Here is a 15,861-nt window from a genome sequence, read left to right as displayed (position 1 = left end):
CTGCCCTACTGCCCTACTGCCCTAATTCCCGGCTTTCCAAACCGCGCTGTCGCCGCCAGCAGCACGCCGAGCATCAGCCCGTTGAATATGTGCCACAGGAAATGCGTGCCGAGCGGAAAGCCGCCGCAGACCAGCGGATCGATCATCCGGCAGATGACCGACACGACGAAGATCGCCGAGCCCGCCAGATTGTACCAGCCGGCACGGTTGCCGCTGGCCGCCACCATGGCGCCGAAGAAGGCGAGCGCCAGGAAGGGCGGCAGATAGCCGGTCGTCCCGTTCGACGCCTGGCGCAGCCAGTCGGGCACGGCAAAGGTCACCAGCCCGGCGACGGCATAGAAGGCGACGAAAATGGCGATCGCCTTGCCCCATTTCATGCCGAGAAAACGCCGCAGGTTGAACAGCGTGTAGGCCAGCGTGAACCCGGCGATCGGCAGCACGTCGGCCCAGACCGTGCCACGGTTGGCAAAGGTGTGGAACAGCGACGAGCCGACGCCGATCGCCACCACCCACCAGGCCAGCACTTCGGCGAAGGTGCCGGTGCCGCGCTTGCGCACCTGCCAGACACCCCATAGCCCGGCGGCAAAAAAAGCCAGATTGCTCAGCGCATTGAGCGGTTCGGCCCAGAATTCCGGCCCCGTCCGTTCGCAATAGAGGTCGACCGGCGCCAGGAGAGATTGCCACATGCTGATTGCCGCCCGAATCGCTTCCATCGTAAAGTGCAAGTCCACCTATTGCGCCCTTGCCAGCGGTTGCAACGGCAAAATTTCACCGCAACGTGACTTCCCGTTGACTGCCGCTTCTGCCACATATTTCGACAACCAGAACAAAGCCGGCGTCACCGGCGGGATCGGAACGGCTATGCCATCTCGAAGACCATTGCGGCTTGCGGCCCTTGCGCTGGCCCTCTCGGCGTTTGCCGGCAGGGCCCTTGCCGAGCCAACCGACAAGCCATTAGGCGTCGTCGAGCTCTTCACCAGCCAGGGATGCAACTCCTGTCCGCCGGCAGATGAATTCTTCGCCGAGCTCGCCGCCAAAGAGGACATCGTCGCGCTCGCCTATCATGTCGATTATTGGGATTACCTCGGCTGGCAGGACACGCTGAGCCGCAAGGAAAATACCGAGCGGCAATACGAGTATATGCGCGCCTTCGGCAGTCGTTCCGTCTACACCCCGCAAGCCGTCATAAACGGCCGCAGCCATGTCAACGGCGCCAGCCGCAAGGAAGTCGACGGCGCGCTGGCCCGCATGGAGAGGGTCGGCGAAGGCATGCGCGTCGGCATCAAGGTCAGCCGGACCAGCGATCGCGTCATGATCGATGCCGGCGACGCTGTGACCGGCCCAACCGACGCGCATGTCGTCATCGTCTATTTCAATCCGCCGCAGACGATAAAGATCGGCAAGGGCGAAAACAGCGGCCGCAGCATGACCTACTGGAACGCCGTCTCCAGCATCCAGACCGCCGGCATGTGGCACGGCAAGGCGCAGCGCTACGAACTGCCGATGAGCGAGATCGCCAAGAAGGGCGGCTGCGCCGTGCTGCTGCAGTCGGTCGGCAAGGACGGCATGCCCGGGCCGATCCTGGGCGCAGCCTTTATCCGCAAGCCTTAGATAGGGCGCCCCCCGTTCTCCCCTTGTTGTGGGAGAAGGGATAACCGCGCTCAAGCCTCCGACGACAGCCTATCTGGATGGATCGCATCGCCACGGCTAATAAAAAACCGGCGTCAGCTTGCTTCTGACGCCGGTCATTTAGGTTTTGGGATCGTCGCACCCGATCTTTCCAAGGAAAAACCGAGGTTGGTTCGATCCGACGCAGACCCGTGGGCGGGGGGCTTGGGGTTTACGAGCCGGTGCCGGACCGAACCGTCTCAGGCAACGCCGGTAAATTCGTCGGACATTGGGGCATGAGCACGGATAAAAAAAGGCAGGATTGTGGCAAAGCATCACCAATTTCAACAGGCGTTTCGCAAACGTGACTGGACGCTGGAGAAACCGCGCGGTGCTGCCGTTGCCCGGCCGGGCCTTGCAATTCGGCAACGAAAGCGCCAACTTTGGTCGGCGTACGATTCATTGCGAGGATCCAGGCATGACTGATCGCAGCAGCGGGACGGAGGATGGGGACGCATCCGCAATATTGATCCCGCTGCATGAGGCAAGACGCGAACGCCTCGACCAGCCGGTGCGGTTCGACCGGCGCGAACTGGACCAGATCCTCAGGCTCTACGGCCGTATGGTTGCCGCCAATGAGTGGCGCGACTATGCCATCGACCATCTCGCCGACCGCGCCGTTTTTTCCGTCTTCCGCCGCACCAGCGAAGTGCCGCTTTTCCAGATCGTCAAGGATCCGAAGCTGGCGCGCCGGCAAGGCGCGTTCGCCGTCATCGCCGCCGGCGGGCGCATCCTCAAGCGCGGCCAGGAACTCGGCCGGGTGCTTGGCGTGTTCGACCGAACACTGAAGCTGGTCGAGGCGTAACCCTTTATTTTTGCAGGCGGAACTTGCGCTCGGGCAGCGATTGCGGATCAGGCGGGATGGACGCCCCGCCGTTGATCGGCAGCTGCATGAAAACCGTGTCCAGCCAGCGTCCGTGCTTATAGCCTGAGCCTTCCAGGCGGCCGGAATGACGAAAGCCGAGCTTCTCGTGCAACCTTACCGAGGCGCTGTCGGGCCGGCCGTCGCCGATCACCGCGATGATCTGGCGAAAACCCGCCGCCTTGGCCGCTTCGATCAGCCCTTGCATCAAGAGCAGCCCGACGCCTTGCCCTTTGGCCTCGGGCGCGACATAGACGGAATCCTCGACGACGAAGCGGTAGGCCGGGCGCGGCCGGAACGCCCCGGCATAGGCATAGCCGAGCACGGCGCCGGCCTTTTCCGCAACGAGATAGGGAAAGCCGCCCGCCATCAGAGTGTCGAAGCGCGTGCCCATCTCGGCGCGGCTCGGCGGTTCGAGTTCATAGCTCGCCGTGCCATTCGTCACCGCGTCGGCATAGATTTCCGTGATCCGGTCGAGATCGGCCGACGTCGCGGCCCGCAAGGTGATGCAGCTCATAATTTAGGCACGTCGTTCATCTGCCCTATATCACAGCAAAAGCCGGGACAAAAGAAAAGGGCGGCCATTGGGCCGCCCTTTTCGAACTCGCTGGTCCAGGAAAACCGTATTTAGCGACGGTCGCCCATGAACTGCAGCAGAAACATAAACAGGTTGATGAAGTCGAGATAGAGCCTCAATGCGCCCATGATCGCCTTGCGGCCGGCGACATCGGTCTCGTCGCCCTCGAAGTACATCTCCTTGATGTTCTGCGTGTCGTAGGCGGTGAGGCCCGCGAAGATCAGCACGCCGATCGCCGAAACGGCGAAGGAAAGCGCCGACGACTGCAGGAAGACGTTGATCACCATCGCGATGATCAGGCCGACCAGGCCCATGACCAGGAACGACCCGAACGCCGAGAGATCGCGCTTGGTCGTGTAGCCGTAGAGCGACAGCCCGCCAAAGGCGGCGGCGGTGGCGAAGAAGGTCTGCGAGATGCTGGCGGTGGTGTAGACCAGGAAGATCGACGACAGCGACAGGCCGACGAGGCCGGCATAGACCCAGAATGTCGTCTGCGCGGCCGAAACGCTCATCGACTGGACGCGGAACGACAGGAACATCACCGCTGCCAGCGGGGCGAAGATCACCAGCCATTTCAGCGGCGAGCCGAAGATCGCGTAGCCGAACGAGGTCAGCATCTCGCCGCTTGGCAACGTCGCGACCGCCGAGGCGGGATCGCTGGTGGTGGCCAGCATGATTGTGCCGACCGCGGCAAGGCCGGTGATGAGGAGGCCAAGCCCCATCAGATTGTAGACCTTGATCATGTAGGCCCGCAGGCCCTGGTCGATGGCAGCATCGACGCCAGCGCCGGGCACGGCGCGCGTCTGATAATTGCGAACGGGATCAGCCATGGAAATCCTCATATTGCTTCTGCCCCGTCCGGTGTCAGGTCCTTTTGAACCCAGGCGCCGCTGGCGGGGCTCCAGCATGCCTGCGCCGAAATATGATGGTTCTTGGCGTAAAGGACAAGACCGTAACCAAGCGTAATGCTCCGTGAAGTGCCAGAGATACGGTTTTATTGGCCTTCCCGCCCGGAACATTACCGAGATTTAATCCAAAACGGCTCTGGCTCAAAGATTCCGCAGCACCGGCGCCGCCTTGTGGCCCAGCACCCGCCACGTGCCGGCAAGGCCGATGCCGACCGTGACCACCAGCGAAAAGCCGATGGTCGCCACCGCCACCTCGGGCATGAAGTGCGATGGCAGCGTCATGATGCGCGCGACGACGAACCATGCCGCCACAGCGCCCGCCGCCAGCGCGAAGATCGCGGTAGCAAGGCCGATCAGCATGTATTCCAGCGAAAACGCGGCGATCAGCGTTTTTCTGGTCGCACCCAGGGTCTTCAGCACCACCGCGTCGTGAATGCGAGCCCGGTTGCCGGCGGCGAGCGCCCCGGCCAGCACCAGCACCGAGGCGATCAACGCCACGCCCGCTGCTGCCCTGATTGCTGTGCCGAGCTGCGCCACCAGCCGGTTGACGATTTCGAGCGCGTCCTTGACCCTGACCGTCGTCACCGCGGGAAAGGCACGCGTGACGGCGTTGAGAAGATGCGCATCGTCGGCTGCCGAAGCATTCGTCTCGGTCAGCGTCGCCAACCAGCCATGCGGCGCACCGGCGAATGTGTTGGGCGAGAACACCATGACGAAATTGATGCCCATGGTTTCCCATTCGACCTGGCGGAAGTTGGCGATCTTGGCCGTGATGTTGCGGCCGAGCACGTTGACGGTGATGGTGTCGCCGAGCTTCAGCCCGATCTCTTTGCCTTCCTCGGCGGAAAACGAGACCAGCGGCGCGCCGGCATAGTTCTCCGGCCACCAGCTGCCCTCGGTCAGCGTCGCATTCTCCGGCAGCTTTGCGTCATAGGTCAGGCCGCGATCGCCGCGCAGTACCCAGGCGCCTTCGGCCGGAACCTTGACCTTGTCGACATCGACGCCGTTGAGCGCCATCACCCGGCCGCGCAGCATCGGCACCTTGATCAGCCTGCCTTGCGGTGCCCCTTTGCCGACCAGCGCGGAGAAGGCATCGACGTCACTGCTCTGGATATCGACGAAGAAGAAGTTCGGTGCCCTTTCCGGCAGGCTGCCCGAGATCTGCCGCCTGAGATTGCCGTCGATCAACGCCAGCGTCACCAGCAGCGTCAGCCCGAGTCCCAACGACAGCACCACGGACGGCGTCAAGGCGCCAGGCCGATGGATGTTGCCGATGGCGAGCCTGAGCGCGGTCGAGCGCACGCGCGGGCTTTTCTTCGCCGCCCACTGCACCAGCGAGCCGACCACACGCAGCACCAGGAACGAAAAGATCGTGGCGCCAACGAAGATCGAGGCAATACGGCGGTCGCCGGAAAACAGGATCGCCAGTACCGCGAGCAACAGCGCGATGCCCAATGCCGCGGCGATATAGAGCGGGCGGGGAAAACCGCGGCCCTCGAAACCCATTTCGCGAAACAGCGCCGTTGCCGGCACGTCGCGGGCGCGGCCGAGCGGCAGCAAGGCGAAAGCCAGCGTCACCAGCAGCCCGAACAGCGCTGCCATGCCGAGGGCGCCGGGATAGAACCCACCTTCCGCCGGCACTGGAATGACCGATTGGAGTGCGGCGCTGGCCGCGAACGGCATCAGCGCGCCAAGCACAAGGCCTAGCGTGATGCCGAGGGCGGCGATCATCAGGATCTGCACCAGATAGACGGCAAAGACGAAGCCGCCCGAAGCCCCCAGGCTCTTGAAGGTGGCGATGACGCCGCGCTTGCCGTCGAGATAGGCACGCACGGCATTGGCCACGCCGACGCCGCCGACCACCAGCGCTGTCAACCCAACCAGCGTCAGGAATTGCGAAAACCGCTCGATATTCGAGGACAGCGCCGGTGCTGCGTTGCTGCGGGTGCGGATCGACCAGCCGGCCTGCGGGAACTGGTTTGCCGCCTGGTCCTGGATCGCCTTGATCCGTGCCTCGCCGGTGCCGCCGGGCAGCCGGACCTTATAGGCGTTCTCGACCAGGCTGCCCGGCTGGATCAGGTCGGAAGCGGCAAGCCCGTCGGTCGACACCATCAGCCGCGGCGCAAAGCCGAAGCCATCCGACACCGCATCCGGCTCGTTGACCAGCCTGGCGCGCAGCTCGAACGTCGCGCTGCCTAGCTTCAGCCGGTCACCGATGCCAAGGTTCAGCCGCTCGAACAAGAGGTCCGGCGCGGCGGCGCCGAAGACGCCGGATTTTTCGCCGAACAGATCCTCTCGCGACAGCACCGGCTCGGTCTCCAGCGCGCCGTAGAGCGGATAGGCGCCGTCGACCGCCTTGGCCTCGACCAGCGCCTGGTCGGAGCCGTCCTCGAGCCTCGCCATCGAGCGCATATTGGCACTGTGCGAAACCGTGCCAAGCTGGTCGAGGAAGCTGCGTTCGGCTCTGGTCGGATCGCGCTGGTTGAGCTGGAAGCGGAGATCGCCGCCGAGCAGCGTCTGGCCCTGGTCGGCAACACCGGCGGAAATCGCTTGCGCCACCGAATTGACGCCGCCGATCGCAGCGACGCCGAGCGCGATGCAGGCAAGGAAGATCAGGAAGCCGGACAGTCCGCCACGCATTTCTCGCAGCGAAAACCGAAAGGCGAGCCTCAGCGTGCGCGCCAGCGGCATCATGCGGTCACCTTGCCAGCCAGGTGGCCGGCTTAGGCGCGTCTTCGATCAGCCCCGACCTCATCGACACCTGGCGCGAGCAGCGCGCCGCGAGTAGCGGGTCATGCGTGACCAGCACCAGCGTCATGCCGCGTTCGGCCGCCTTGGCAAACAGCAGGTCGGCGACGTGCCGCCCCGTTGCCTGGTCGAGATTGCCGGTCGGCTCGTCGGCGATCAGGATGCGCGGCGACGGCGCCAGCGCCCGGGCGATCGCCACGCGCTGCTGCTCGCCGCCAGACAATTCGCCGGGGTAATGGGTGACGCGATCGCTGAGACCGACCGCCGCCAGCTCGCGCGCCGCCACGCCGAATGGATCGACATGGCCGGCAAGCTCCAGCGGGACCGCAACGTTTTCCAGCGCCGTCATATTGGGGATGAGATGGAACGACTGGAACACGATGCCGATGTTTCGTCCCCGAAACGATGCGATCTGATCTTCGCTTTTGCCGTTGAGCAGCTCGCCGGCAATTCGGACCGTACCCGAATCGACCCTTTCAAGTCCGGCCAAAACCATCAGCAATGTCGACTTTCCCGAACCTGAAGGTCCAACGATGCCTGTCGCTTCGCCGCCCGCCACATCGAGGCTGACGCCCTTCAGCACATGGACCGAGGATGCACCTTCGCCGAGCGTCAGCGATACGTCTTTCAGCGAAATGACGGCTTCTTCCAAAATCAAATCGTCCTATATGGGGGATGAAGGCTAGAGCATCCGATGCTCGACAAAGACGAAAACCTGCCTTCGCCAACAGATGTTCCTGGTCATATGGGGCCTGCCGCATGGCTTTCAAACACACCTTTGCCGCAGCCTTCGCCCTTTTCCTCGCCATTTGCGGCGCCATTTCGTCGGCGCGTGCCGAACCATTCACCATTGTCGGTTTCGGCGACAGCCTGATGGCGGGTTATGGCCTCGGGCCAGGTCAGGGCTTCACCGAGAAGCTGCAGGCGGCGCTGCGCGCCAAGGGCTACGATGTCACGGTCGCCAACGCCGGCGTCTCCGGCGATACGACGAGCGGCGGCCTGTCGCGGCTCGACTGGTCGGTGCCGGACGGCACGCAACTCGTCATCCTGGAGCTCGGCGCCAACGACATGCTGCGCGGCGTTTCGCCCGCCATAGCGGAAAAGAACCTGGACGCCATGCTGGCAAAACTGAAGCAGCGCAAGATCGCCGTTTTGCTGGCCGGAATGCGCGCGGCGCCCAATCTCGGCGCCGACTACCAGAACGCCTTCGACGCGACCTTTCCGCGACTGGCTGAAAAATATGGCGTGCCGCTCTATCCTTTCTTTCTCGAGGGCATCGCCGGTCAATCCGTCCTGCAACTCGAGGACGGCCTTCATCCGAACGCCCGAGGCGTCGACCGTATCGTCGAGGGTATCCTGCCCAGTGTGGAGAAGACCATTGAAGCGGTCCGGGGCAATTCCTGAAGGCGAGGGTTCGCCGTCGCAACACCTTCCGCAAGGGAAGCTTTTAGGCAGGCCTGCGACCAACAAACCCCTTGCCCCGTTTGAATATCGATGATTCGCTAGGGGCAAGAGTTCGATTCGAGGACAGGAGGCTTCCCATGCCGCGTCTTTTTACCGCCCTCGAGATACCGCGTGATGCCGCTCTTTCGCTGTCCCTGCTCAGGGGCGGCCTGCCGGGAGCCCGCTGGATCGACGTCGAAAACTATCATCTGACGCTGCGCTTCATCGGCGATGTCGAGGGCCATGTCGCCGACGACATCGCCAATGCGCTTGACCGTGTTCACCGCCCGTCCTTCCCGCTGACGCTGTCCGGCGTCGGCGCCTTCGGCCAGAAGAAGCCGCATGCGGTGTGGGCCGGGGTCGCCGCTTCGCCCGATCTTTCCGCATTGCAGGCCGAGATCGAGCGCATCTGCCAGCGGCTCGGCATTCCGGCCGACCCGCGCAAGTTCATGCCGCATGTGACGCTGGCCCGCCTGCGCAATTCGAGCCCGCTCGACGTCGCCCAGTACCTGTCGGCACGCGGCAATTTTTCGACGCTGCCGTTCCGGGTCGGCCGCTTCGTGCTGATGTCGTCGCGCGATTCGGTCGGCGGCGGCCCTTACGTCGTCGAGGAGGCCTGGCCGCTTTCAGGTGCTGACAACCGCGTCGCCAGCCGTTTGGTCGGCGGCGCCGACGCTTCGCGGATCATGCGGTAGACGGACATGGCCAGGGAGAAACTAGCAAAAGAGGCGATCCGCGCCGAACTTGCCGGCCTCGACGGCTGGTCGCTGGCCAAGGATGGCGGCTCGATCACCCGCACCTTCACCTTCAAGAATTTCTCCGAAGCCTTTGCCTTCATGGCCCGCGTCGCCCTGGCCGCGGAGAAGATGGACCACCATCCCGACTGGTCGAACGTCTATAAGACGGTAAACGTGACGCTCAGCACGCACGACGCCGGCGGCCTGACCGCGCTGGATTTCGATCTGGCCAGGAAAATGAACCGCTATTTCGGCGGCTGAGCCTGTCTGCACCTTGCAGCGAGGTTCGGCTTTCACCACATTTTGCCTCGCGGTCACGCGTGAAGCCACGCGACGGCCGCAAGGAGAGGTTGATGGCGCAAAAATCCGGTTTTGATTTCTTCGGCCTCGGCAGCAAGCCGGGCAACGAGAGCGAAGTGCGCGAAAAGTTCTGGCGTACGGCGAAGAAGGCCGCCCGGCATATCCCGTTTATGGAAGAGGTGGTCGCCGCCTATTACTGTGCCATGGACAAGAAGACGCCGCTTCGCGCCAAGGGCACCTTGATTGCTGCGCTCGGCTATTTCGTGCTGCCGACGGACGTCATCCCCGATTTCATCCTTGGGCTAGGCTTCACCGACGACATCGCCGTGCTGACCGCCGCGATTACCGCCGTCAGCGCCCACATCACGCCGGCGCACCGGCTCGCCGCCAGGCAGGCCATCGCCGGCAAGAGCTGAGCCGGTGCGGCGCAAAAATCGCGTGAGAACCGACTTTCCGGCCGTCAAATCCACCGCCGCACCCGCGCCTTGTAGGCGCGATAGACATCTCCGAACTTCCGCTCGAGGTAGCGCTCTTCCGGCGCGATGACGCCGGTATTGATCACCCACAGCAGGGGGATGACGAGCGCGATAGCCCAAAGACTTCCGGCCGCGACGCCGAGGCCCAAATAGATGAGGGTCGCTCCCAGATAGAACGGGTTCCTGGTCCGACGATAGATACCGTCGACGACCAGCGCCGTCGTTGGCAAGGTCGGTGGTATGTTGGTTCCAGCGGCCTGAAAGCGGTCCGCTGCCATAAAGATGAACACGAAGCCGCACACCGCGAGCACGGCGCCGGTCAGATAGCGGGCGAGCGCCTGCCCGGCCATGACCGGGAGCGGCACGAGCACCTCGAGCACGGTTGCCGCCACCAGGAAGCCGAGGAAGATCAAAGGTGGCAGCGCAATGACCCCGGCCACGTCGGGGGCGCCCGATCCGCCCGCCGCCTCCCCGCCATCCGACCGGGGCACCGCGCCACCGGCCGCCACGCGGACGGCGACACGAACGCCGAACACGATCGCCAGGACGACTGTGCCGCCCGCCAGGATCAGAACTGTCTCGGAAATGGCCATGGCCAAATCTCCCGTAAGCCGCCAGGGAGGGCACCCTGGCCGAGCGCCGTGGCGGCGAACGCAGACATGGTACCGCCTGCAGGGAAATTCGTCACGCACCTCAAAAAGCGAGAATCGCCGCAAGACCTAGCTGCTTGAAAAGTCAAACTCTTGCCGTTTTCGTGGCCTCCAAGTCGCAGCAGGGACATTGCGCCAGCCGCTTTTTCGAGCGGCAGCGCGAAGACGGCGGCGGTTTCCTAGCGTGAACATCCTTTTCTAAGGGGAAGTTCACCGTTTGGTAACCCAGATTAAATCAAAATGAAGCGACGGGCAGGACGCCGAGCCGGCCTGCCGCCGCACCAGTGGAATACGGGAAAAGCGATGCGCGGATTGATTGCTATAGTTTCCAGCCTGGCCCTGGTGGCCTTGACGGCGCCCGCGCTGGCGCAGTCGGCAACCAAGATCGGCCAGCATAATGCCTGGGGCACCTACAGTTATCAGGCGTCGGGCGGCGGCAAGGTCTGCTATGTCCTGACGGTGCCAACCGACAAGCAGCCGCCGACGCTCGATCACGGCGACATGTTCTTCTTCGTCAGCCAGCGGCCGGGGCAGCAAGTGTCCTACGAGCCGCAATTCATCGCCGGCTATACCTTCCAGGAAGGTTCCAAGGCCACCGTCACCATCGACAAGAAGTCTTTTTCGATGTTCACGCGCGGCAAGTCGGCCTGGGTCGAGAACGCCGCCGAGGAGCCGGTGCTGATCGCCGCGATGAAGACCGGCACCGACATGAAGGTGTCGGCCAAGTCCGGCCGCGGCAACACCACCACCTACGTCTTCTCGCTGAAGGGCATCTCGGCGGCGCTGGCCTCGATCGCGAAGTGCAAGTAGGCGGTTAGGCGCGGTCTTCCCTTCTCCCCTTGTGGGAGAAGGTGGATCGGCGCGCAGCGCCGAGACGGAAGAGGGGTGTTGGACGGAACGCCGTCGGCGCCAAGCTGGAACACCCCTCATCCGACCGAGCTTCGCTCGGCCACCTTCTCCCACAAGGGGAGAAGGAAGAACCCCGGCATGACTCCGCCGCTAACCTGTGCTATGCGCCGCGCTTCATTTCGGGCACGATGCTGTATTCGGCCGCAAATCGCTTATATTGGCGCAACAATGACCCTTTCATTCGATCTTACCGCCGAAGGCGCGCGTGACGCGTTGCGCACCCGCACGACGCCTGAAAAACCGTCGCTGATCGGCTTGACGCGCGCCGAACTCGGGGCCGCCCTCGTCGCCGCCGGCATCGTGCCGGAGCGCCAGGCGAAAATGCGCGCCCAACAGCTCTGGCATTGGATCTATGTGCGCGGCGTTTCCGACTTCGCCGGCATGTTCAACATCTCCAAGGATCTGCGCGCCGCGCTCGACAGGCATTTCACCGTCGCCAGGCCCGAGATCGTCGAGGAGCAGATTTCCTCCGACGGAACCCGCAAATGGCTGTTCCGCTTTCCGCCGCGCGGCGCCGGCCGGCCGGTCGAGATCGAGACCGTCTACATTCCCGAAGAAGGCCGCGGCACGCTGTGCATCTCTTCGCAGGTCGGCTGCACGCTGACCTGCTCCTTCTGCCACACCGGCACGCAGAAGCTGGTGCGCAACCTGACGGCGGAGGAAATCCTCGCCCAGCTCTTGACCGCCCGCGACCGGCTCGGCGACTTCCCCGACCGCGATACGCCCGACGGCGCCATCGTGCCGGCCGAGGGCAGGAGAGTGTCCAACGTCGTCATGATGGGCATGGGCGAGCCGCTCTACAATTTCGAGGCGGTGAAAAAGGCGCTGCTGATCGCATCCGACGGCGACGGGCTTTCCCTGTCGAAGAGGCGCATCACGCTGTCGACCTCCGGCGTCGTGCCCGAAATCTTCCGCACCGGCGAGGAGATCGGCGTCATGCTGGCGATCTCGCTGCACGCCACCAATGACGATTTGCGCGATCTCTTGGTGCCCATCAACAAGAAGTATCCGCTGAAGGATCTGATCGCTGCCTGCCGCGCCTATCCAGGCCTGTCGAACGCCAAGCGGATCACCTTCGAATATGTCATGCTGAAGGACGTCAACGATTCCATCGAGGACGCCAAGGCGCTGATCAAGCTGCTCAAGGGCATTCCGGCCAAGATCAATCTGATCCCGTTCAACCCGTGGCCGGGCACCAACTACCAGTGCTCGGACTGGGAAACGATCGAGAAATTCGCCGATTACATCAACAATGCCGGCTATGCCTCGCCGATCCGCACGCCGCGCGGCCGCGACATCCTGGCCGCCTGCGGCCAGCTCAAGTCGGACTCCGAGCGCATGCGCAAGGTCGACCGGCTGGCGCTGGAAGCGATGATGATCGCGGGGCATGGCGAGGCGTGAAATACCTCAGGCGATTGGCAGTGACTTTGCTCTGCTACGCCCTGGCTGCCTTCACCATGTCTCTGGTCTTTTTCCTGCTCGATGCACTGATGTGGTGGCGTGTTCCCGCTTTCCTGTCCACTCGAGATAGTTGGTCGCTGTTGCTGCTTGGAGCGATGATCGCAGGCATCTTTGGCGCACCGCTGGCAATCCCGATGGTCATTGCTTCCCAAGTTCTCGAGGCGAGACGCTGGATTCTTTTTGTCGTCGGGGGAGCTTTCGTTGGGACGTGCGTATTTGCGGTCTGGAAACTGCATCCGTCGGCACAGAGGCCACCGGACGTTGACGTGTTGGTGGCCCTAATCATTGCGGGAAGCTTGGCAGGAGCCGTCTATCGCCTGGTCGAGAGCCGGTTCCTGCAAATGCCCGGACAATTCGCGTGAACCGCCTCGTCGCCTATCTGATCCGCTTCGCCGTCATCCTTGTCGGCTACGGCGTTGCTTCGCTGGCGGCAAGCGCCTTCCTTAACGTCATGTTCCTGGCGTCTCTTGGGCTGATAACGGACGAGACGCAACCGGCGGCGCAGGCGTCGCTGTGGTTTTCAATCCCCTTCGTCGCGCTGTTCGTCGCCTATTTCGCCTTCATGCCGGCCGCCATCGCCATCCTCGTCTCCGAGATCCTTGGCCGGCGTGACTGGCTGTTCTATGCGCTGGCGGGCGCAGCGGTGGCGGCGGTCTTCCTTGGCTTCGTCCACCAGACGGCCGATGCCAATTTCGAGGTTACCAATACCAGCGTCATGCTGGCGGTGATCGGCTGCGGCATGGTCGGCGGTATTTTCTACTGGCTGAGCGCCGGGCGCTCGGCCGGAAGCTGGCGTCAGATCGGACGCCCTATTTCGCCTGGGCCGTCAGGATCTTGAGCGCGAAGGCCGAAAAAACTCCGGCAAACAGATAGTCGACGACGCGGGTCACACGCGGGCTGGATTTCATCGCGGCCGAGAATTTTTCCGCCGCCAGCACCATCGGCGCCGTCACCGGGATCGCCAGCACGACGAACATCGCGCCGAGGAAGAACAGCTTTCCCGGCGCGTCGGGATCATGCGCGGAGACGAATTGCGGCAGGAAGGTCATGAAGAACAGGATGATCTTCGGGTTGAGCAGATTGACCCCGAGCCCCGCCGCCCAGCTGCGGAACAGCGAGATCTGCGGCCCGCTCTTCTTCTCCGGTGAAAACGCCGACCCTTTTGTGATCGCCTGCCATGCCAGGAAGACCAGATAGCCGGCGCCGAAAATCTTCAGCACGAAGAACGCCATCGGCGAGGCGACGATCAGCGCCGAGACGCCGACCACCACCAGCGTGGTGTGGATCAGCGTGCCGCACAAGGCGCCGGCCATCGAGGCAAAGCCGGTGGCACGGCCCTGGCTCAGCGTGCGCGACACGAACAGCGTCATGTCAGGCCCGGGCGTGATCGCCAGGATGAAGGTGGCGATGGAGAACTGGATAAGCGTCGTACTGTCGGGGATGAAGGACATGGCTCGTCTCGTAGCGGCAAAAGACGGCGCAGCCATAGCGCAAGAGCCGTGTCCTCGCCAGCCTCTTGGAGATGAAGCATCTGGTCCAGGCATCGTTCGTCCCTTGCGCTGGCCTAAAACGCCGTGATACCTCGCCCGCGAAGAACCCCTGTCGCGGAACTGCCCACCATGTCGAAAGCAAAAGCCGTCAAGAAAGTCGTGCTCGCCTATTCCGGCGGCCTTGATACCTCGATCATCCTGAAATGGCTGCAGACCGAGCTCGGCGCCGAGGTCGTGACCTTCACCGCCGATCTCGGCCAGGGTGGCGAACTGGAGCCGGCCAGGCGCAAGGCCGAGATGATGGGCATCAAGGACATCCGCATCGTCGATGTCCGCGAGGAGTTCGTATCCGATTTCGTCTTTCCGATGTTCCGCGCCAACGCTGTCTATGAAGGCACATATCTGCTCGGCACCTCGATCGCCCGGCCACTGATCTCGAAACATCTTGTCGAGATCGCAAAAGAGACCGGCGCAGATGCCATCGCGCATGGCGCCACCGGCAAGGGTAACGACCAGGTTCGTTTCGAGCTCTCAGCCTATGCGCTCAATCCCGACATCAAGGTTATCGCGCCCTGGCGCGACTGGTCGTTCAAGTCGCGCACCGATCTCATCAATTTCGCCGAGCAGCACCAGATCCCGGTGCCGAAGGACAAGAAGGGCGACGCGCCGTTTTCCGTCGACGCTAACCTGCTGCACTCCTCCTCCGAGGGCAAGGTGCTGGAGGACCCGTGGAGCGAGCCGCCGGAATTCGTCCACCAGCGCACCATCTCGCCGATGGATGCGCCGGATGAGGTCACCGAGATCGAGATCGAATTCCTCAAGGGCGATCCGATCGCGCTCGACGGCAAGAAACTCTCGCCGGCGACGATGCTGGCGGCGCTGAACGATCTCGGCCGCGACAACGGCATCGGCCGGCTCGACCTGGTCGAGAACCGTTTCGTCGGCATGAAATCGCGCGGCGTCTATGAAACGCCCGGTGGTACGATCCTGATCGCCGCCCATCGGGCGATCGAATCGATCACGCTCGACCGTGGTGCGGCCCACCTCAAGGACGAGTTCATGCCGCGCTACGCCGAGCTGATCTACAACGGCTTCTGGTTCGCGCCCGAGCGGCTGATGCTGCAGGCGATGATCGACAAGAGCCAGGAAGACGTCGAAGGCACGGTGCGGCTGAAGCTCTACAAGGGCAACGTCATTGTCACCGGCCGCAAGTCGAGGAAGACGCTCTATTCCGACGCGCTGGTCACCTTCGAGGACGACCGCGGCGCCTATGATCAGAAGGATGCCGAAGGCTTCATCCGCCTCAATGCGCTCAGGCTGCGTACGCTGGCGGCGCGTAACCGTAGAAAATAGCCAGTTTCTCTGCACAGTGATTTTGACGGGTTGGAAGCGGCAGCAACCGTCGATAGTTCTGTCAGCGGCCAATTTCAGCTGCAAATCGCAACCTCGGAGATTTGCTGAGACACCCCTCGACTTCGTCATCCCAGGCCGGAGCAAGGAGCGAAGCGACGCGGCGCAGACCCTGGGATCCATATGTGGACGGCGCCCTGCCTGCAACGGTTGTTTTGCGTCGTTTTCGATCGCTTGCGTCCATATGTCCGGCCTTTGAGCACGGTCCTTGCGGCCGCTGGC

Annotated in this window: 18 protein-coding genes; 11 read left to right on the top strand and 7 right to left on the bottom strand. The window is 63.3% G+C overall.

Features of this window, described 5'->3' with window-relative positions:
* Positions 1-5: 5 nt before the first annotated feature.
* Positions 6-686, bottom strand: coding sequence for a ceramidase domain-containing protein (locus tag NKJ81_RS14495; protein WP_352470827.1), 681 nt, complete (start codon positions 684-686; stop codon positions 6-8).
* A 175-nt stretch (positions 687-861) separates the two neighbouring features.
* Here NKJ81_RS14495 and NKJ81_RS14490 point away from each other — a divergent pair, with 175 nt between their 5' ends.
* Entirely contained in the window at positions 862-1,611 is a 750-nt protein-coding gene (locus NKJ81_RS14490) for a DUF1223 domain-containing protein (RefSeq protein WP_352470828.1), read from the top strand.
* A 475-nt stretch (positions 1,612-2,086) separates the two neighbouring features.
* Positions 2,087-2,473: a DUF2794 domain-containing protein gene (locus NKJ81_RS14485; RefSeq protein ID WP_031212724.1), complete on the top strand. Its 387-nt coding sequence runs from the start codon at positions 2,087-2,089 to the stop codon at positions 2,471-2,473.
* Between the two features lie 4 nt (positions 2,474-2,477).
* Here the strand turns inward: NKJ81_RS14485 and NKJ81_RS14480 are convergent, their stop codons facing one another.
* From NKJ81_RS14480 to NKJ81_RS14465, 4 genes are all read right to left on the bottom strand, one after another.
* The gene (locus NKJ81_RS14480) at positions 2,478-3,047 is read right to left on the bottom strand and encodes a GNAT family N-acetyltransferase (protein ID WP_352540813.1); all 570 of its coding nucleotides are present in this window, start codon (positions 3,045-3,047) and stop codon (positions 2,478-2,480) included.
* A 110-nt stretch (positions 3,048-3,157) separates the two neighbouring features.
* Positions 3,158-3,937, bottom strand: a complete 780-nt coding sequence (locus NKJ81_RS14475) for a Bax inhibitor-1/YccA family protein (protein ID WP_352450195.1) — start codon at positions 3,935-3,937, stop codon at positions 3,158-3,160.
* A gap of 219 nt (positions 3,938-4,156) precedes the next feature.
* Positions 4,157-6,706, bottom strand: coding sequence for an ABC transporter permease (locus NKJ81_RS14470; RefSeq protein WP_352540945.1), 2,550 nt, complete (start codon positions 6,704-6,706; stop codon positions 4,157-4,159).
* Positions 6,707-6,713: 7 nt separating this feature from the next.
* Entirely contained in the window at positions 6,714-7,415 is a 702-nt protein-coding gene (locus NKJ81_RS14465; RefSeq protein ID WP_352540812.1) for an ABC transporter ATP-binding protein, read from the bottom strand.
* Positions 7,416-7,522: 107 nt separating this feature from the next.
* On the opposite strand from NKJ81_RS14465, the gene NKJ81_RS14460 reads away from it, so the two are divergent.
* The 4 genes from NKJ81_RS14460 to NKJ81_RS14445 all read left to right on the top strand — a co-directional run bounded on the left by NKJ81_RS14460 (position 7,523) and on the right by NKJ81_RS14445 (position 9,659).
* Positions 7,523-8,167 carry an arylesterase gene (locus NKJ81_RS14460; protein WP_352450197.1) on the top strand — a complete coding sequence of 215 codons (645 nt, stop codon included), beginning with the start codon at positions 7,523-7,525 and terminating at the stop codon, positions 8,165-8,167.
* Positions 8,168-8,304: 137 nt separating this feature from the next.
* Positions 8,305-8,901 carry an RNA 2',3'-cyclic phosphodiesterase gene (gene thpR, locus NKJ81_RS14455; RefSeq protein WP_352470831.1) on the top strand — a complete coding sequence of 199 codons (597 nt, stop codon included), beginning with the start codon at positions 8,305-8,307 and terminating at the stop codon, positions 8,899-8,901.
* Between the two features lie 6 nt (positions 8,902-8,907).
* Positions 8,908-9,204 (top strand): 4a-hydroxytetrahydrobiopterin dehydratase, encoded by a 297-nt coding sequence (locus NKJ81_RS14450; RefSeq protein ID WP_352470832.1) that lies wholly within the window; start codon positions 8,908-8,910, stop codon positions 9,202-9,204.
* A gap of 92 nt (positions 9,205-9,296) precedes the next feature.
* A complete protein-coding gene (locus NKJ81_RS14445) occupies positions 9,297-9,659 on the top strand; it encodes a YkvA family protein (protein WP_352540811.1) in 363 nt (120 codons plus the stop codon).
* A 44-nt stretch (positions 9,660-9,703) separates the two neighbouring features.
* On the opposite strand, the gene NKJ81_RS14440 is transcribed toward NKJ81_RS14445, so the two are convergent.
* Positions 9,704-10,312, bottom strand: a complete 609-nt coding sequence (locus NKJ81_RS14440; RefSeq protein ID WP_352540810.1) for a methyltransferase family protein — start codon at positions 10,310-10,312, stop codon at positions 9,704-9,706.
* A 360-nt stretch (positions 10,313-10,672) separates the two neighbouring features.
* Between NKJ81_RS14440 and NKJ81_RS14435 the strand changes: the two genes are divergently transcribed.
* From NKJ81_RS14435 to NKJ81_RS14420, 4 genes are all read left to right on the top strand, one after another.
* Positions 10,673-11,179, top strand: a complete 507-nt coding sequence (locus NKJ81_RS14435; protein ID WP_023721899.1) for an invasion associated locus B family protein — start codon at positions 10,673-10,675, stop codon at positions 11,177-11,179.
* A gap of 267 nt (positions 11,180-11,446) precedes the next feature.
* Complete coding sequence (gene rlmN / locus NKJ81_RS14430) at positions 11,447-12,679, top strand: dual-specificity RNA methyltransferase RlmN (RefSeq protein WP_352540809.1); 1,233 nt, start codon at positions 11,447-11,449, stop codon at positions 12,677-12,679.
* Complete coding sequence (locus NKJ81_RS14425; RefSeq protein ID WP_352470834.1) at positions 12,676-13,101, top strand: hypothetical protein; 426 nt, start codon at positions 12,676-12,678, stop codon at positions 13,099-13,101. Before rlmN ends, NKJ81_RS14425 begins: the two co-directional genes overlap by 4 nt.
* Positions 13,098-13,577: a hypothetical protein gene (locus NKJ81_RS14420; RefSeq protein ID WP_352540808.1), complete on the top strand. Its 480-nt coding sequence runs from the start codon at positions 13,098-13,100 to the stop codon at positions 13,575-13,577. Before NKJ81_RS14425 ends, NKJ81_RS14420 begins: the two co-directional genes overlap by 4 nt.
* Here the strand turns inward: NKJ81_RS14420 and NKJ81_RS14415 are convergent.
* Positions 13,549-14,190, bottom strand: a complete 642-nt coding sequence (locus tag NKJ81_RS14415) for a LysE family translocator (protein WP_023679833.1) — start codon at positions 14,188-14,190, stop codon at positions 13,549-13,551. The genes NKJ81_RS14420 and NKJ81_RS14415 overlap by 29 nt on opposite strands.
* Before the next feature lie 168 nt (positions 14,191-14,358).
* Between NKJ81_RS14415 and NKJ81_RS14410 the strand changes: the two genes are divergently transcribed.
* Entirely contained in the window at positions 14,359-15,582 is a 1,224-nt protein-coding gene (locus tag NKJ81_RS14410; RefSeq protein WP_352540807.1) for an argininosuccinate synthase, read from the top strand.
* Positions 15,583-15,861: the final 279 nt, after the last annotated feature.

This window comes from Mesorhizobium sp. M0018, from assembly GCF_040323955.1.
Taxonomy (GTDB): Bacteria; Pseudomonadota; Alphaproteobacteria; order Rhizobiales; family Rhizobiaceae; genus Mesorhizobium.
Note: the sequence above shows the minus strand (reverse complement) of the source record. Positions and strands in the feature narration are given on the sequence as shown.

Bases quoted from the DNA above. Each gene is read 5' to 3' on its own strand.
- NKJ81_RS14495 (WP_352470827.1), bottom strand. From the start codon at position 686: ATGTGGCAATCTCTCCTGGCGCCGGTCGACCTCTATTGCGAACGGACG.
- NKJ81_RS14490 (WP_352470828.1), top strand. From the start codon at position 862: ATGCCATCTCGAAGACCATTGCGGCTTGCGGCCCTTGCGCTGGCCCTC.
- NKJ81_RS14485 (WP_031212724.1), top strand. From the start codon at position 2,087: ATGACTGATCGCAGCAGCGGGACGGAGGATGGGGACGCATCCGCAATA.
- NKJ81_RS14480 (WP_352540813.1), bottom strand. From the start codon at position 3,047: ATGAGCTGCATCACCTTGCGGGCCGCGACGTCGGCCGATCTCGACCGG.
- NKJ81_RS14475 (WP_352450195.1), bottom strand. From the start codon at position 3,937: ATGGCTGATCCCGTTCGCAATTATCAGACGCGCGCCGTGCCCGGCGCT.
- NKJ81_RS14470 (WP_352540945.1), bottom strand. From the start codon at position 6,706: ATGCCGCTGGCGCGCACGCTGAGGCTCGCCTTTCGGTTTTCGCTGCGA.
- NKJ81_RS14460 (WP_352450197.1), top strand. From the start codon at position 7,523: ATGGCTTTCAAACACACCTTTGCCGCAGCCTTCGCCCTTTTCCTCGCC.
- thpR (WP_352470831.1), top strand. From the start codon at position 8,305: ATGCCGCGTCTTTTTACCGCCCTCGAGATACCGCGTGATGCCGCTCTT.
- NKJ81_RS14450 (WP_352470832.1), top strand. From the start codon at position 8,908: ATGGCCAGGGAGAAACTAGCAAAAGAGGCGATCCGCGCCGAACTTGCC.
- NKJ81_RS14445 (WP_352540811.1), top strand. From the start codon at position 9,297: ATGGCGCAAAAATCCGGTTTTGATTTCTTCGGCCTCGGCAGCAAGCCG.
- NKJ81_RS14440 (WP_352540810.1), bottom strand. From the start codon at position 10,312: ATGGCCATTTCCGAGACAGTTCTGATCCTGGCGGGCGGCACAGTCGTC.
- NKJ81_RS14435 (WP_023721899.1), top strand. From the start codon at position 10,673: ATGCGCGGATTGATTGCTATAGTTTCCAGCCTGGCCCTGGTGGCCTTG.
- rlmN (WP_352540809.1), top strand. From the start codon at position 11,447: ATGACCCTTTCATTCGATCTTACCGCCGAAGGCGCGCGTGACGCGTTG.
- NKJ81_RS14415 (WP_023679833.1), bottom strand. From the start codon at position 14,190: ATGTCCTTCATCCCCGACAGTACGACGCTTATCCAGTTCTCCATCGCC.
- NKJ81_RS14410 (WP_352540807.1), top strand. From the start codon at position 14,359: ATGTCGAAAGCAAAAGCCGTCAAGAAAGTCGTGCTCGCCTATTCCGGC.